The 15311-nt window shown below is 66.3% G+C and carries 14 protein-coding genes and 2 pseudogenes; 13 read left to right on the top strand and 3 right to left on the bottom strand.

Annotated elements, in window-relative coordinates; genetic code table 11:
• The first annotated feature begins 9 nt into the window (after window positions 1-9).
• Complete coding sequence (locus OKW52_RS11975; protein ID WP_264505907.1) at window positions 10-1089, top strand: anhydro-N-acetylmuramic acid kinase; 1080 nt, start codon at window positions 10-12, stop codon at window positions 1087-1089.
• Window positions 1090-1312: 223 nt separating this feature from the next.
• On the opposite strand, the gene OKW52_RS11980 is transcribed toward OKW52_RS11975, so the two are convergent.
• The gene (locus OKW52_RS11980; RefSeq protein WP_264505908.1) at window positions 1313-1921 is read right to left on the bottom strand and encodes a cation transporter; all 609 of its coding nucleotides are present in this window, start codon (window positions 1919-1921) and stop codon (window positions 1313-1315) included.
• A gap of 89 nt (window positions 1922-2010) precedes the next feature.
• On the opposite strand from OKW52_RS11980, the gene OKW52_RS11985 reads away from it, so the two are divergent.
• The 6 genes and pseudogenes from OKW52_RS11985 (at window position 2011) to OKW52_RS12010 (ending at window position 8459) form a co-directional block, all read left to right on the top strand.
• On the top strand, window positions 2011-2472 hold the full coding sequence (locus tag OKW52_RS11985; RefSeq protein WP_264505909.1) for a MerR family transcriptional regulator: 462 nt from the start codon (window positions 2011-2013) through the stop codon (window positions 2470-2472).
• Between the two features lie 57 nt (window positions 2473-2529).
• Window positions 2530-3783: a sarcosine oxidase subunit beta family protein gene (locus OKW52_RS11990; protein WP_264505910.1), complete on the top strand. Its 1254-nt coding sequence runs from the start codon at window positions 2530-2532 to the stop codon at window positions 3781-3783.
• Entirely contained in the window at window positions 3746-4687 is a 942-nt protein-coding gene (locus OKW52_RS11995; protein WP_264505911.1) for a hypothetical protein, read from the top strand. Before OKW52_RS11990 ends, OKW52_RS11995 begins: the two co-directional genes overlap by 38 nt.
• Before the next feature lie 65 nt (window positions 4688-4752).
• Window positions 4753-5013 (top strand): sarcosine oxidase subunit delta, encoded by a 261-nt coding sequence (locus OKW52_RS12000; protein WP_264505912.1) that lies wholly within the window; start codon window positions 4753-4755, stop codon window positions 5011-5013.
• Window positions 5010-7936, top strand: a pseudogene (locus OKW52_RS12005) (sarcosine oxidase subunit alpha family protein). Before OKW52_RS12000 ends, OKW52_RS12005 begins: the two are co-directional and overlap by 4 nt.
• The gene (locus OKW52_RS12010) at window positions 7929-8459 is read left to right on the top strand and encodes a sarcosine oxidase subunit gamma (protein ID WP_264505913.1); all 531 of its coding nucleotides are present in this window, start codon (window positions 7929-7931) and stop codon (window positions 8457-8459) included. Before OKW52_RS12005 ends, OKW52_RS12010 begins: the two are co-directional and overlap by 8 nt.
• On the opposite strand, the pseudogene OKW52_RS12015 reads toward OKW52_RS12010, so the two are convergent.
• A pseudogene (locus tag OKW52_RS12015) lies at window positions 8456-9230 on the bottom strand (DeoR/GlpR family DNA-binding transcription regulator). The gene OKW52_RS12010 and the pseudogene OKW52_RS12015 overlap by 4 nt on opposite strands.
• Before the next feature lie 156 nt (window positions 9231-9386).
• Here OKW52_RS12015 and glpD point away from each other — a divergent pair.
• The 6 genes from glpD to OKW52_RS12045 all read left to right on the top strand — a co-directional run bounded on the left by glpD (window position 9387) and on the right by OKW52_RS12045 (window position 13499).
• Window positions 9387-10964, top strand: a complete 1578-nt coding sequence (gene glpD / locus OKW52_RS12020) for a glycerol-3-phosphate dehydrogenase (RefSeq protein WP_264505914.1) — start codon at window positions 9387-9389, stop codon at window positions 10962-10964.
• 78 nt (window positions 10965-11042) lie between these two features.
• Window positions 11043-11555 carry a peptidylprolyl isomerase gene (locus OKW52_RS12025; RefSeq protein WP_264505915.1) on the top strand — a complete coding sequence of 171 codons (513 nt, stop codon included), beginning with the start codon at window positions 11043-11045 and terminating at the stop codon, window positions 11553-11555.
• Window positions 11542-12120, top strand: coding sequence for a peptidylprolyl isomerase (locus tag OKW52_RS12030; protein ID WP_264505916.1), 579 nt, complete (start codon window positions 11542-11544; stop codon window positions 12118-12120). The genes OKW52_RS12025 and OKW52_RS12030 overlap by 14 nt, the downstream gene beginning before the upstream one ends.
• Before the next feature lie 131 nt (window positions 12121-12251).
• Window positions 12252-12626, top strand: coding sequence for an NADH:ubiquinone oxidoreductase subunit NDUFA12 (locus OKW52_RS12035; RefSeq protein ID WP_264505917.1), 375 nt, complete (start codon window positions 12252-12254; stop codon window positions 12624-12626).
• On the top strand, window positions 12627-12932 hold the full coding sequence (locus tag OKW52_RS12040; RefSeq protein WP_319800468.1) for an MlaD family protein: 306 nt from the start codon (window positions 12627-12629) through the stop codon (window positions 12930-12932).
• A gap of 156 nt (window positions 12933-13088) precedes the next feature.
• Window positions 13089-13499 (top strand): DUF2155 domain-containing protein, encoded by a 411-nt coding sequence (locus tag OKW52_RS12045; protein WP_264505918.1) that lies wholly within the window; start codon window positions 13089-13091, stop codon window positions 13497-13499.
• Here the strand turns inward: OKW52_RS12045 and OKW52_RS12050 are convergent.
• The gene (locus OKW52_RS12050; RefSeq protein WP_264505919.1) at window positions 13486-15273 is read right to left on the bottom strand and encodes an aminopeptidase P family protein; all 1788 of its coding nucleotides are present in this window, start codon (window positions 15271-15273) and stop codon (window positions 13486-13488) included. The two genes, OKW52_RS12045 and OKW52_RS12050, sit on opposite strands and share 14 nt — an antisense overlap.
• Between the last annotated feature and the right edge of the window lie 38 nt (window positions 15274-15311).

A 15311-nucleotide genomic window follows, 5' to 3' on the forward strand; every position in this document is an offset into this window, starting at 1 on the left:
GGGAAAGCCATGTTGAAAGCCGGAGTGCAACGCGTGCTGGGCACGATGTCGGGAACCTCGCTGGACGGGGTGGATGCGGCGGTGCTGCTGACCGACGGGGTCGAGATCGCGGGGTTCGGCGAGAGCGCCTACCGGGCCTATACGGCGCCCGAGCGCGCGGTGCTGCGGGCGGCTCTGGGGTGCTGGCCGGGGGATCCGCTGGTCGAGGCCGCGGGCGAGGTGGTCGAGACGGCGCATGCCGAGCTGCTCGCGGGCTTCGAGGCCGTCGATATGGTGGGCTTTCACGGCCAGACGCTGGCGCATGAGCCGGGCGGGCGCGGGACGCATCAGGCGGGCTCGGGTCAGGTGCTGGCGCAGGTGCTCGGTTGGCCGGTGGTCTGGGATTTCCGCTCGTCTGATGTGCGGCTGGGCGGGCAGGGCGCGCCGCTGGCCCCGTTCTATCACCACGCGCTCGCCCGGTATCTGGGCCTGCGGGCGCCGGTGGTGTTTCTCAACATCGGGGGCGTGGCGAATGTGACCTGGGTCGACCCGGCGGTGCCTGCGCCCGAACAGGGCTGCGTGGCCTTCGACTGCGGACCGGGGAACGCGCCGATGGATGATTATTGCGCGCAGCATCTGGGCATGGCGCGCGATGAGAATGGCGCCTTGGCCGGGCAGGGGACGCCGCAGGGTGCGCTGCTGGACCGTTTTGCCGAGCACGGTTTCTTCCGCCGCATCCCGCCCAAATCGCTCGACCGTGCAGCCCCTGTCCCCGAAGTGTCGGGCCTCAGCGCCCAGGACGCCCTCGCTACCCTTGCCGCAGCCTGCGCCACCGGGGTTGCGCTGGCGTTCGAGCATTTCCCGAAAGCGCCGGAGAAAGTGCTGGTCTGTGGCGGCGGGCGGCACAACGCGACGCTGATGGCGATGATCGCGGCGGGGTGTGATTGTCCGGTGATGGCGGTCGAAGCGGTCAATCTGGACGGCGACATGATCGAGGCACAGGCTTTCGCCTTTCTCGCCGCCCGCGTGGCGCGGGGGCTGCCGACGTCGGGGCCGATGACGACCGGCGTGGCTGCACCCGTTGGTGGCGGCATTCTGAGCAAGCCTTAACCGAGAGCGCAACAGAAAGGGGGGCTTTCTGCCCCCTCTTCGGCGAAAGCCGAATTCACCCCCCGCGGATATTTTCAGACAGAAAATGCGCGGTTAACCCTTTGTTAACGACCCTCTTTGCTCGATAAATATCCCGGGGGCGGGCCGGCACGGCCCGGCGGGGGCAGCGCCCCCGGACGGGGCTCGGCCCCCTCGATGGGGGCCGAGCCCCGCACCTGCCAGCTCAATGCCCGTGGGCGATTTCGTGGCCAGCGCGGCGCAGGATTTGCACCGACGAGGACAGGAACAGCCCGGCCATACCCACGGCAACCACCAGATCCGGCCAGCCCGAGTTCAGCGCCGCAACCGCAACCGCCGCGCCCATCACGGCGATATTGCCGATCGCGTCGTTGCGCGAGCACAGCCAGACCGAGCGCACATTGGAATCGCCGTCGCGCCAGCGCATCAGGATCAGCACCGAGGCGACATTGGCCGCCAGTGCCGCCAGACCGACTGCCCCCATCACTTCGGCACGCGGCACGCCCGGTGCCAGCATGTCATAGAGCGCCGAACCCAGCACCCAGAGCCCCATGAGCGCCAAGGACACGCCCTTGAGGCGCGCCACCCAGGCGCGGGTGGTCAGCGCGCGGCCGATCACGGCCAGCGACAGTGCGTAGGTCAGGGCATCGGCACCGAAGTCGAGCGCGTCGGCTTGCAGCGCGCGGCTGCCCGCCAGGGCGCCGGCGGTCATCTCGACAAAGAACAGCGCGCCGTTCAGCACGATGACCGCGATCAGCGCGCGGCGATAGGCGGCTGAGGCGCCGTCGAAATCATGGGAGTGGTCGTGGGGCATTGTCTTTCTTCCAGCTTGTCGAGGCCTGAGTCGCGGCCTAGATCTTGCGTAACATCTCCAGTCGCTGGAGGAGCAAGGGGGAAATTTCCATGGCTGACCACACCATCGGCGAGGCCGCGCGCATCAGCGGCATTAAGGTTAACACCATCCGGTTCTACGAGGGGCGCGGGCTGCTGCCCGAAGCGCCCCGCACCGAGGGCAACCGCCGCCTTTATGACCGCAGCGCCATCGATCGCCTCAGTTTCATCCGCCATGCCCGGGATCTGGGCTTTGCGCTGGAGGATATCGCCGAGCTGCTTGCCCTGCAGGGCCAGCCCGGGGCCTCGTGTGCGCCGGCTGATTCCCTTGCCCGCCGTCACCTTGCCGCTGTCGAGACGCGCATCAAGGCGCTGGAAGCGCTCAAGGCCGAGCTGACGCGCATGACCACCGCCTGTGACGGCGCGGATATTGCCCATTGTCAGGTCATCGAGAGCCTGTCGGATCACGCTCTTTGCCAGACTGATCATCGTTTGGGACGCGAGGTCGCAATCGGGGCGCAAGCGTCGGATTGAGGCTTGTCATCGCGCACTGGACAGGGTTGTCTGGAGCGCGAGACAAGGGGTTCGGTGATGCGCTACAGCGGTTTTCGCGTCTTTACGCAAGGGTTGTCCGGCAACAAGGGCTGGCGGCCTGCCTGGCGTCGGCCCGAGCCGAAACCGGCCTATGATATCATCATCATCGGTGGTGGCGGGCATGGCCTGTCGACGGCCTATTATCTGGCCAAGAAGCACGGGCTCAAGAACATCGCCGTGCTGGAAAAGGGCTATCTGGGCAGTGGCAACATTGGCCGCAACACCACGATTGTGCGCGCCAATTACTTCCTGCCCGGCAACAGCGAATTCTACAGCCATTCCCTGAAGTTATGGGAAGGGTTGGAGGGCGAGCTGAACTACAACGTCATGCATTCGCAGCGCGGCTTGATCAACCTGTTCCACTCGGACGGCCAGCGCGACGCTTTCGCGCGGCGCGGGAATGCGATGCTGGCGCAGGGCGATGATGCGATTCTGCTCGACCGCGAGGGCGTGCGCGAAAAGCTGCCCTATCTCGATTTCGAGCAGACGCGCTATCCGATTTATGGCGGGCTTTACCATCCGCGCGGTGGCTCGGCCCGGCATGATGCCGTGGCCTGGGGCTATGCGCGCGGGGCGGACCGATTGGGCGTCGATCTGATCCAGAACTGCGAAGTGACGGGCATCGACATCGAGAATGGCAAGGTCACGGGCGTGCAAACCACGCGCGGCGCGATCAAGGCCAAAAAGGTGGCGATGGTGGCCGCCGGGCGTTCCAGTCAGGTGGCGGCAATGGCGGGCATGCGCCTGCCAATCGAGAGCCATGTGTTGCAGGCTTTCGTGACCGAGGGGCTGAAACCGGTGATCGACCATGTCATCAGCTTTGGCATGGGGCATTTCTATATCAGCCAGTCGGACAAGGGCGGGCTGGTATTCGGTGGCGATCTGGATTTCTACGCCTCTTACGCCGCGCGCGGCAATCTGCCGATGGTCGAGCATGTGATGGAAGCAGGCATGACGCTGATGCCGATGATCGGGCGCGCCCGCGTGCTGCGCTCGTGGGGCGGGATCATGGACATGTCGCCCGATGGCTCGCCGATCATCGACAAAACGCATATCGACGGGCTTTATGTCAATTGTGGCTGGAATTACGGGGGGTTCAAGGCGGTGCCGGCCTCAGGGTGGTGCCTTGCGCATCTGATGGCGACCGACGCGCCGCATCCGGTTGCGGCAGGGTTCAGGCTGGACCGGTTCCGCACCGGCAGGGGATTGATGGATGAAGAAGGCACAGGTTCGCAGCACAACCTGCATTGAGCGGGCGCTGGCCACCGGGGTTGCCCTGATGCTGGCCGGAACCGCCGGTGCCCAAGCGCCCCAACAGGGGTGCTTCGTGCGCAGCTATGACGCGGCGCATCTGCAGGCGCATCCCGAACAGGGCGTGGCGGCGCTGCGGCTGTGGTTCTATTCCGAGACCACCGACCGTCTGTCCCCCGCCGCGATCATCGAGGCGCAGATGGCCGATCAGGGGCAGGGCGCGCGCGACGGGGTGGGCGGTCAGACGCTGACGCAGGACGCGCTGTGCGAGGCGTCGGGTGATTGTTTCGTCGAGTGTGACGGTGGGCATTTCTCGACGCAAAGCCTTGCGGATGGCCGGGTGCAGATCGAGACGTCTTCGTTTGCCATCGGTGACGCGGAGTCCTGCGGCGGCAGCTCTGATCTGGCCGAGCAGAGTGGCGCTTCGACAACCTATGTGCTGGACCCGGCACCCTCCGCCGCCTGCGAAACCCTTGCGCAGATTCACCCGCTGCCCGGTCCCGGCTGCTATGGCATCGACTATTCCGACCGGGGCCATGGGCAGGGCTTGCTGGCGCTTCGCCTGCTGCTGCGTGCACCGCAGCCCGGTTTCACCTATCCGGTGGCCGAAGGCAGCATTGCCGTGCGCCTGCCCGATGCCGCGCGCGCCCGTGCTGTGGGGCTGGCCGGGGTCAGGGTCTCTGTGCCGGTGGTCTGCTCGGCGCGCGACGGGACGTGTCACTCAAGCCCCGGCGACGGGTCGCTGGCGGTGGTGCCCTTGGGACAGGGGCTGGCGCTGTCGACGGCGCGGTTTCTGGTGTACGGGCCCGACTCGGAAACCTTCGATATTGCCGACCCGACGCAAGAGCGCACGCGCCACCAGCTGCGGCTGATGCCCGATGATGCGTGCCGGGGGATGGAATGAGCCCCTCTCCCGCGATACCCAAACACGTAAGGCCCGCCCCATTGCGCGGCCTGCAGGAGTAACCCATGCGCATCCCTTGTCCTTGTTGCGGCCCGCGTGACCGGCGTGAGTTCACCTATTACGGTGCCTCCGACTATCTGAACCGTCCCGCCGAGGGTGCGGACCTCGAAGCATGGGACAACTACCTGCACCTGCGCGACAACCCTGCCGGGGTGACGCGTGATCTGTGGTATCATGACCCCTGTCAGGCGTGGCTGGAAGTGACCCGCAACACCGTCACGCATGAGATCCTGTCGGCGCGTCCGGTCAGCGAGGTGTCGGCATGACCAATGCGCACCGCATCCCCGGCAAGGGCCTGCTGATCGACCGTTCGCGCCCGGTGCGCTTTGCCTTTGACGGGCGCGAGGTTGAGGGGTTTCAGGGTGACACGCTCGCCTCGGCGCTCCTGGCCAATGGCACGCGCCTGATGGGGCGCAGCTTCAAGTACCACCGCCCGCGCGGGGCGATGACGGCGGGCAGCGAAGATCCATCGTCACTGGTGGAAATCCTTGAGGGCGCGCAGCAGACGCCCAACGTCCGCGCGACGGTGCAAGAGATCTATGAGGGGCTGCAGGCGCGCAGCCAGAACCACGTCGGGCCGTTGAATTTCGACCTGCTGGCGGTCAATGACCTGCTCGCCCCGTTCTTCAGCGCCGGGTTCTATTACAAGACCTTCATGTGGCCGCGCGCCTTCTGGGAAAAGCTCTACGAGCCGCTGATCCGCCGCGCTGCGGGGCTGGGGCGCTTGTCAGGGCTGCACGACGAGAGCGTCTATGAAAAGGCCTGGGCGCATTGCGATCTGTTGGTGATCGGGGCGGGGCCTGCCGGGCTGATGGCAGCTTTGACTGCCGCACGGTCCGGGGCGGATGTGATCGTGGTGGAGGAGGACGTGCGCCTTGGCGGGCGTCTGCTCGCCGATCAGCCGATGGTCGGTGGCATGGCGGGGCCGGTCTGGGCGGACTGGGCGGCGGATGAACTGGCCTCTTTGCCCAACGTCCGGGTGATGACCCGCACCACCGTGACCGGCGCGTATGACGACGGCACCTATGGCGCTTTGGAGCGCGTGGGCCTGCACCGCGCGCCCTCAGATGCGCTGCCACGCGAGTGTTTCTGGCGCATCGTCGCCAAGCGCGCGATCCTGACCACGGGCGCGCTGGAGCGTCCGATTGCCCACGCCGATAACGACCGGCCCGGTGTCATGCTGGCCTCGGGCGTTGCTGCGCATCTGGCGAAATGGGGGGTGAACCCGGGGCGCGTGGTGGTGTTCTCCAACAATGAATCCGGGCTGCAGACCGCGCGCAACCTCACCGCGCAAGGCATTGAAGTTGCCGCTTATGTCGATCCCCGCTCGGTGTCGGTTCTTGAGGACTTCCCGGTCTATGCGCAGGCGCAAGTCACCGGCACGCGCGGCCGTCTGGGCCTGCGCGATGTGGCGATCCGGCACGCTGGCGGCACCTCGATGATCGAGGCGCGCACGCTGGCGCTGGCCGGGGGCTGGAACCCGACGCTGCATCTGGCCTGCCACCGCAACGGGCGGCCCACATGGGACGACAGCATCGCCGCCTTTGTACCGACGCCGGGCATGGTGCCGGGCCTGAGCGTTGCTGGCGCGGCGCGGGGCCGCTTCTCCACCGCCGCCTGTCTCGCCGATGGCGCTGGCGTCGCGGCCGAGGCGCTCAGCGATCTGGGCCTGACCGCGCGCCCCGCTGACCTACCTGAGGCCGAGGATACCCCCTACGCCATCGCCCCCTTCTGGGCGGTCGAGGCGGGGGGCGCGCATGGCTCGACTTTGCCAATGACGTGACCACCAAGGACGTGAAGCTTGCCGCGCAGGAAGGTTATTCCAGCGTCGAGCACATGAAACGCTACACCACGCAGGGCATGGCGCCGGATCAGGGGAAATCCTCGAACGTGGCCGCGCTGGCCGTGCTGGCCGAGGCGACCGGGCAGGGCATCCCCGCCACCGGCACCACCACCTATCGCCCGCCCTATGTGCCGATCTCCATCGCCGCGTTGGGGTCCGGGGGCCGCGCCGATGGCTTCGCGCCCAAACGACTGCTGACCTCGGACGCGCAGACCCGCAGCATGGGCGCGCCGATGATCGAGGCCGGGCTGTGGTATCGCCCCAGTTATTTCCCGCAGGCGAGCGAGACCACGTGGCGCGCCGCCTGCGACCGGGAGGTGGGTCAGGTGCGCAACGCGGTCGGGGTCTGCGACGTCTCGACCTTGGGCAAGATCGACGTGCAAGGGCCTGACGCGGCACGGTTTCTCGATTTCATCTATACCAACACCATGTCCAGCTTGCCGCTGGGCCGCGTCCGCTACGGGCTGATGCTGCGCGAGGACGGGTTCGTCATGGATGACGGCACCTGCGCGCGCATCAGCGATCAGCAGTTTGTGGTGACAACCACCACCGCCGGGGCCGGTCAGGTGATGCGGCACATGGATTTCGTCCACCAGGCGTTCTGTGCGGGATGGGATGTTCGCATGGTCTCGGTCACCGAAGGCTGGGCGCAATTCGCTGTTGCCGGACCAAAAGCGCGCGATCTGCTGGCGGCGTTGGGTGTCGAAGCCGATTTGCCCTTCATGGGCTGCACCGACATCATGCTGGGCGGCGTCAAGGCGCGCTTGTTCCGTATCTCGTTTTCCGGCGAGGAAGGCTATGAGATCGCCGTGCCAACCCGCTATGGTGCCGCGCTGTTCGCGCGACTGGTCAGCGCCGCCGAAGCCTTGGGCGGTTGCGCCTATGGGATGGAGGCGCTCAACGTCCTGCGCGTGGAAAAGGGCTTTATCACCCACGCCGAAATCCACGGTCGGGTGACCGCCGGGGATGTGGGGCTGGGCAAGATGGTGTCCGCCAAAAAGGACTGCATCGGCAAGGGCGCCAGCCTGCGGCCCGGTCTGGTCGAGGACGGGCGCGAGCAACTGGTCGGGCTGATGCCGGTCAATCAAGGCGAGGTGCTCACTGCCGGGGCGCATCTCTATAACGAGGCCGACCCAGCGAAACGGGAGCATAATCAAGGCTATGTCACCTCGGTCGCGCCATCGCCAACCTTGGGCTGCTGGCTGGGCATCGGTTTTCTGAAAACCGGCCGCGCGCGGTATGGCGAGGTGATCCGGCTGGTTGATGGGCTGCGCGGGCTTTCGGTGCTGGTCGAAGTCTGCGACCCGGTATTCTTTGATCCAGACGGAGGGCGGATGCGTGGCTGATCTGATCGCTCAACCGGCCCTCACGGGCCTGCCTGTCACCTTGGGGCGGGCCACGCTGGCCGCGCTTGACCCCGGCACTGTCACCTCGATCGCGCCCTATCCGGGCCGTGATTTGTCCGCCGCACTCAGCCCTTTGCGCTTTCCGGCCCCCGGTGAGGTGGTCAGCAACGGAACCACCCGTCTGGTCTGGGCCGGGCGCGAGATGGCGTTTCTGCTGGGCGGGGCTGCGCCGGATCTGGCCGGGCTGGCGGCGGTCACGGATCAGAGCGACGGGTGGGTCTGGGTTTCGCTTGAGGGTGACGATGCCGCCGCTGTGCTGGCCCGGCTCTGCCCGCTGGACCTGCGGGCTGCCAGCTTCGCGCCCGGCACGTCCGCGCGTTCCACCCTTAACCATCTGCCCGCACTGATCATCCGCATCAGCGAGACCCGCTTCGAACTGGCCAGCTTTCGCTCCATGGCCGGCACGCTCAAGGAAGAGCTGCACCACGCGATGCAGGCCGTCGCCGCCCGCGCGGCGCTTTAGGCTGTTTCGACGGGCGCGGTAACCACCCGCGTCTGCCACTGCGCACAGCGCGCCATCAGCGGCGCGGGCAGGGGCTGGTCGGTGAACACCGTGTCCAGCACCCCCAGCGAGATCGATCCGTGCGGGGGCAGTGCGGCTCAGCTTGCTTTCATCCGTCACCAGCCACGCCTTGCGCGCCTGCGCGATCAGCGTGCGGCTGACGCCGACCTCGTGGATGTCATAGTCCAGCATATCGCCTTCGGCATCCAGCGCCGAGCAGCCGATGACGGCGATATCCACCTTGAACTGCCGGATTGCCGCCTCGGTCAACGGGCCGGTCAGTCCGCCATCCGACCGGCGCAACGTGCCACCCGTCACGATCACCTGACACTGCGGGTTTTCCGCCAGGATATTGGCGACGTTCATGTTATTCGTCACCACCATCAACCCCGAATGGCGGCGCAGCTCGCGCGCGACGGCTTCGGTCGTGGTGCCGATGGCCAGGAAGATCGACGCGCCTTCCGGGATCTCGTCGGCGCAGGCGCGGGCAATGGCGCGTTTTTCTTCGGCATGCAGCGCCGCGCGCTCCTGATAGCCGATGTTCACCGTGCCCGAGCGCAGGATCGCCCCGCCATGCACGCGCTCCAGCTTGCCGGCATCGTCCAGCTCGGCCAGATCGCGGCGGATGGTTTGCGCCGTGACGCCAAAATGCTGCGCCAGCTCATCCACCGTCACGCGCCCCTCGCTGCGGGCACGTTCAAGGATCTCTGGCAAACGAAAACCCTGGGCCATGATTCGGCTCCTTTTTGCGCGATTTTCGGCGTTGGGCGCGCCGGTGGCAAGCAAGAGCGCGCGTTTCTGCGCTAACTTCCCCATGCTTCCTTGAGAAAATCGTTACAAAGCGCATATATTCGCGTGAAAACGAAAACCTTCGCGCACAGGCACCCCATGATTCGCTCCCAGACTCTGTCCGACAGCCCTGATGTGCTGGACCTCGTCGTCATTGGCGGCGGTATCAACGGCTGCGGTATCGCGCGCGATGCGGTCGGGCGAGGGCTTAGCGTCCTGCTGGCCGAGCAGGGGGATCTGGCGGGGGCGACCTCGTCTGCGTCGACCAAGCTGTTCCATGGCGGGCTGCGCTATCTTGAGTATTTCGAGTTCCGTCTGGTGCGCGAGGCGCTGATCGAGCGCGAGGTGCTGTTGCGCGCCATGCCGCATATCGCCTGGCCGATGCGGTTTGTGCTGCCCTATCACAAGGCGATGCGCTTCGACGCCGAAACGCCGACCTCGCGCCTGCTGGGCTGGGTAATGCCCTGGATGAAGGGCCGCCGCCCGGCGTGGCTGATCCGGCTGGGGCTGTTTCTGTATGACAATCTGGGCGGTCGCAAGATCCTGCCGGGCACGGAAAAGCTGGACCTGCAGCACGTGCCCGAGGGCGGTCCGCTTAAGGAAATCTTCAGGACTGCCTATGAATACTCGGATTGCTGGGTGCAGGATTCGCGGCTGGTGGCCCTCAACGCGCGCGATGCGGCGGCGCGCGGGGTTGAGGTGCTGACGCGGACCAAAGTGACAGAAGCACGGGTAGAGGAGGGGGTCTGGACCGTTACGCTTAGCAATGGCCGCTCCGTGAAAGCCCGCGCGCTGGTCAATGCCGCCGGGCCCTGGGCCGGGGACGTGATCAAGGGCGTCCTGCACCGTAACACCAAGGACCATGTCCGCCTGGTGCGCGGCTCGCATATTGTGACGGCCAAGCTCTTTGACCACGAAAAGGCGTATTTCTTTCAGGGCAAGGACGGGCGCATCATCTTTGCGATCCCGTATGAGCAGGAGTTTACCCTGATCGGCACCACCGACGCCGAGCATTCGGACCCCGACGTCAAACCCCGCTGCAGCGAGCAAGAGCGCGACTATCTTTGCGCGTTTGCGTCGGAATATTTCAAGCGTCCGGTCTCGCCCGACGATGTCGTCTGGACCTATTCCGGTGTCCGCCCGCTTTACGACGATGGCGCGCGCAGCGCGACGGCGGCGACGCGGGACTATGTGCTGGTGCTCGATACCGGGGCCGGTGCGCCGGTGCTCAACGTGTTTGGCGGCAAGATCACCACCTATCGGCGGCTGGCGGAATCAGCGCTGGAGAAACTGGGCGCGCATCTGCCGATGTCGGGCGACTGGACGGCGGGCGTGCCGCTGCCGGGCGGGGACTTTCCGGTCGATGGCGTGGCAGACCTGATTGCCGATCTGCGCGCGCGACACCTGTTTCTGACCGCGCCCTGGGCGAAACGTCTGGTGCGCAGCTACGGGACCGAGGCGGCGGCGCTGCTGCAAGGCGCGGAACACGCCGCCGATCTGGGCGAGGATTTCGGCGCCACGCTCTCCGCGCGTGAGGTTGACTGGCTGATCGCCAAGGAATGGGCGCGCAGCGCCGAAGACATCCTGTGGCGACGCACCAAGCTGGGCCTGCACCTCGATGCCGGGCAGGTTGCGCTGCTTGAGGCCTACGTAAGTGCGCACGTCACGCTCACCTGACACGATTTTCACTGCCATAACCGTTTCCCTTGGCCGAAACCCGCGCTAGGGTGCGCGCAAATCGCAAAGGAGACCGGCATGGCCGAGTACAAGGACCCCGAGAACACCATCCTGATGGAGCTGAAGACCGGCACCGTCGTGATCGAGCTGCTGCCGGAAATCGCCCCCAAGCACGCCGAGCGGATGAAGGAACTGGCGCGCGCCGGTTCCTATGACAACGTGGTTTTCCACCGCGTGATCGACGGCTTCATGGCCCAGACCGGCGACGTCGCCAATGGCAACGCCGAAAAGGACTTCAACCTGCGCCGCGCGGGCACGGGCGCGTCCGAGCTGCCGGATCTGCCGGCGGAATTCTCGGGCATCCCGCATGACCGCGGCACGCTGGGCGCTGCACGCTCGCAGAACCCGAACTCGGCCAACAGCCAGTTCTTCATCAACTTCAAGGACAACCATTTCCTGAACCGCCAGTACACGGTCTATGGCCGCGTCGTGTCGGGGATGGAACATGTCGACCAGATCGTGCGCGGCGAGCCGCCAGCGACCCCGGACCGCATGATCAGCGTGAAAGTGGCCGCCGATGTTGCGTCGTAATCTGCTGGCTGCGGCAGCCCTTGCGCTGCTGCCCTTCGGCGCCCTGGCGAGCGATGCGCCCGCCGACGCGCCGCAACTGGTGATCGAGGTCGCGGGCCAGGCCAACGGCACGATCCGCATCGCGCTGCGCCCCGATCTGGCGCCGCTGCATGTCGAGCGGGTGATGACGCTGGCCGAAGAGGGTGCCTATGATGGCGTCGTCTTTCACCGCGTGATCGACGGCTTCATGGCGCAGACCGGCGATGTGCAGTTTGGCCGCGCCGATGGCGCGACCGCGCGCGCGGGCATGGGCGGATCGGAACTGCCCGACCTGCCTGCCGAGTTCAGCGATGAGCCCTTTGCGGCTGGCGTGATGGGCATGGCGCGGTCGCAAAGCCCCAACTCGGCCAACAGCCAGTTCTTCCTGATGTTCGACGCTGCCCCGCATCTTAACGGTCAATACACCGTTCTGGGGCAGGTTATCGAAGGCATGGACGTGCTCGACGCGATCAAGCGCGGTGAGGGTGCCAATGGCGCCATGATCGGCGCGCCGGATGTGATGGTCTCGGTTACCGTCGTCCCATAAGGCGACCAAAACCCAAGGGGGCAGGGCGGGGAAAATCCCGCCCGCCTCGTCCCGCCGCAGTGCAGCGGGGCTTTATTTCCCCGGCGAACTGCGTCATATGTCGGGGCAATCCAAGAACCGGGGACCTGCCCATGAATTTCCTGCTTCGCGTCCTGACATGGTGGAACGGCCAGACCGTTGGCACCCAACTTTTTACCTGGCGCAAAGGCGTCAAGGTCGGTGAGGATGCGCAGGGCAACCTGTTCTACAAGACCCGTGACGGCAAACGCCGCTGGGTGATCTACAACGGCGAGATTGAGGCGAGCCGCATCGATCCCGAGTGGCACGGCTGGCTGCACGGCACCTGGGATCAGACGCCCGCCGAGCGTCCGCTTGTCCGCAAAACCTGGGAAAAACCGCACCGCGCCAACTTTACCGGCACCGCGGCGGCCTATGCGCCTGCGGGCTCGCTGCGTCAGGCCGTCCCGGCCGACCGGCGTGATTACGAAGCCTGGCAGCCGGAATAAATGGCGTACCGCCTTTGGGAGATCGCGCTGGGTGCTGTCGTCATGGCCGCAGCCGTGGTGTTCGTCGTCTTCGCGCTGTCCGCCACCGGCACCCGCCTGTCCGAATCGCAGGGCTACGCGCTGACCGCGACCTTCCGTTCGGCTGAGGGGGTGCGCCCGGGGACGGATGTGCGTCTGGCCGGGGTCAAGATCGGCACCGTCTCGTCGCTGAGTCTGGACCCGCAGAGCTTTCGCGCGCAAGTGTCGGTCACCATTAATAACGGCATAGACTTGCCGCGCGATTCTGACGATCCAGATCGCCTCTGAGGGTATCCTTGGCGGCACTTTCGTCGAGATCCTGCCAGGCGGCGACATGGATAATCTGGCGGCGGGCGACCAGTTTCAGGACACGCAAAGCGCTGTCAGTCTTGTCACCCTGTTGCTGCGTGCCTTCACCAGTTCTGATGCATCGGCGGTTGCAGAATGATCCGCATCGCCACCGCCCTTGCGCTGTCTCTCGCTGCGTTACCGGTCAGCGCGCAACAAGTCGACTGGCGCACGCTGGGCGAAGCGCTGCACGACACCCGCCCGCAAGGCCCTGAGATGTCGTCGGGCACGCAGGCCGTGCTCAGGGCGCTGGACAAAGTGTCAGGCGATGTCGAGGATCTGCCGGTCGAGGTGGGCGCGACGACCAGCTATGGCCGCCTGACCATTGCATTGACCGCCTGCCGGTTTCCCACCGAAAACCCCGCCTCGGATGCCTTTGCCTTCTTGCAGATCACCGACACCATCGGCGCGGAATCGGTGTTTCAGGGCTGGATGATCGCCTCCAGCCCCGCCCTTAACGCGCTTGATCACCCGCGCTATGACGTCTGGGTGCTTAGCTGCTCGTAAGCGGCGCGCAGGCTTTGATCAGCCAAGCCTTGGCGTTGTCACTCACCAGCGGTGCAATCTCGGCCAGCACCCGCGCGTGATAGGCGTCGAGCCATGCGATTTCGTCGCCTGACAGTGCACCTGCCGCAATCAGCCGCGTGTCGATCGGGCACAGCGTGATGGTTTCGAAATCGAGCATCCGGCGGTTGTCGCCCAGTGCCGCAGCCTCGCGCACCACCACCAGATTTTCGATGCGGATACCCCAGCCCCCGGCGCGGTAGTAGCCCGGCTCGTTGGACAGGATCATCCCCGGTTCGAGCGCCAGCAGCGAGATCCGCGACAGCCGCACCGGCCCCTCGTGCACGCTGAGCGCCGCGCCGACGCCATGCCCGGTGCCATGGTCATAATCCAGCCCCGCCAGCCACAGCGGATAGCGCGCCAGGGCATCCAGATGCCCGCCCGCCACGCCGCGCGGAAAGCGTGCGCGGCTGACGGCGATCATGCCTTGCAGCACGCGGGTATAAGCGTCCTTGCGGTCCTCGGCGACCGGGCCGACGGGCAGGGTGCGGGTGATATCGGTGGTGCCATCGGGGTACTGGCCGCCCGAATCGAGCAAGAACAGATCGCCGTTTTGCAGGCGGCGGTTGGTGTCCTCGGTCACGCGGTAGTGGATGACGGCGGCGTTCGGGCCGGTGGACGAGATCGTATCAAAGCTCAGATCGCGCAAGTCGCCGGTCGCCGCGCGAAAGCCCTCAAGCGCCTTGGCCATGTCGATTTCGGTCAGGGTTTCAAGGTCTTGCGCATCATACCATGCCAGAAACTCGACCATCGCCGCGCCGTCGCGACGGTGAGCGGCGCGCATGCCGTCCAGTTCGGCACTATTCTTGACCGCCTTGGCCATCAGGCAGGGGTCAGCGCCCGCGACGCCATTCGCCAGCGCACGCTGCACGGCCACGGGTGCGGTCGCAGCATCATAGCGCGTTGTGCCGTTGAGCGCCTTCAGGGCGCTCTCAAACCCCTCAGGCGAGTGCCGGGTGACGCCCGTTTCTTCCGGGATATGCGAAACCTTCTCTGGCGCAATGAACAGATCCAGCCGCGCATCGTCATGCAGGATCGCGAAACCCTGCACGACGGGGTTACGGATGATGTCCGCGCCGCGCCAGTTCATCAGCCAGGCGATGCTGTCGGCCAGCGTGATCACCGTCGCGGCGACGCCCGCGCGCTTGAGCTCCGTCGCCAGCGAGGCCCGCTTCTGCGCAGCCGTGACCCCGGCCAGTGCCAAGGGATGCTCGCGCACCGTCCCCGAGGTGCCCGCAGGCCGATCCGACCAGACCGCATCCAGCGGGTTGTCGTCCACCGCGCGCAGGGTGATGCCGGTGCCGTTCAGTCCGGCTTCGATCTTGGCGATCTCGTCGGGGGTATGGAGCCACGCATCGAAGCCGATCACCGCCCCCTCGGCGGCGTGGCCGCGCAGCCAGTCGGCGGTGCTGGTCTCAGGCCAGTCGACAGGGGTGAAATCGCTCAGCGCCACCTGATCGCGCACCTGCAGCCGGTAGCGCCCGTCGATGAACACGCCCGCAACATCCGGCAGCACCACGCAAAACCCGGCCGAGCCGGTGAACCCGGTGAGCCACGCCAGCCGCTCGTCCTGCGGGCTGACGTATTCGCCCTGATGCGCATCCGAGCGCGGGACCAGAAACCCCGCCAACCCGCGCGCCACCAGTTCGGCACGCAGCGCGGCCAGACGGGGAGGGCCGTCAGAAGGGCGGGTCGAGGCGGTGAAGGATTGGAACATGGGGCAACTCGCTGTGATTTGCGGCCACCATGGCATTG

This window comes from Pararhodobacter zhoushanensis, assembly GCF_025949695.1.
Classification (GTDB): Bacteria; Pseudomonadota; Alphaproteobacteria; order Rhodobacterales; family Rhodobacteraceae; genus Pararhodobacter; species Pararhodobacter zhoushanensis_A.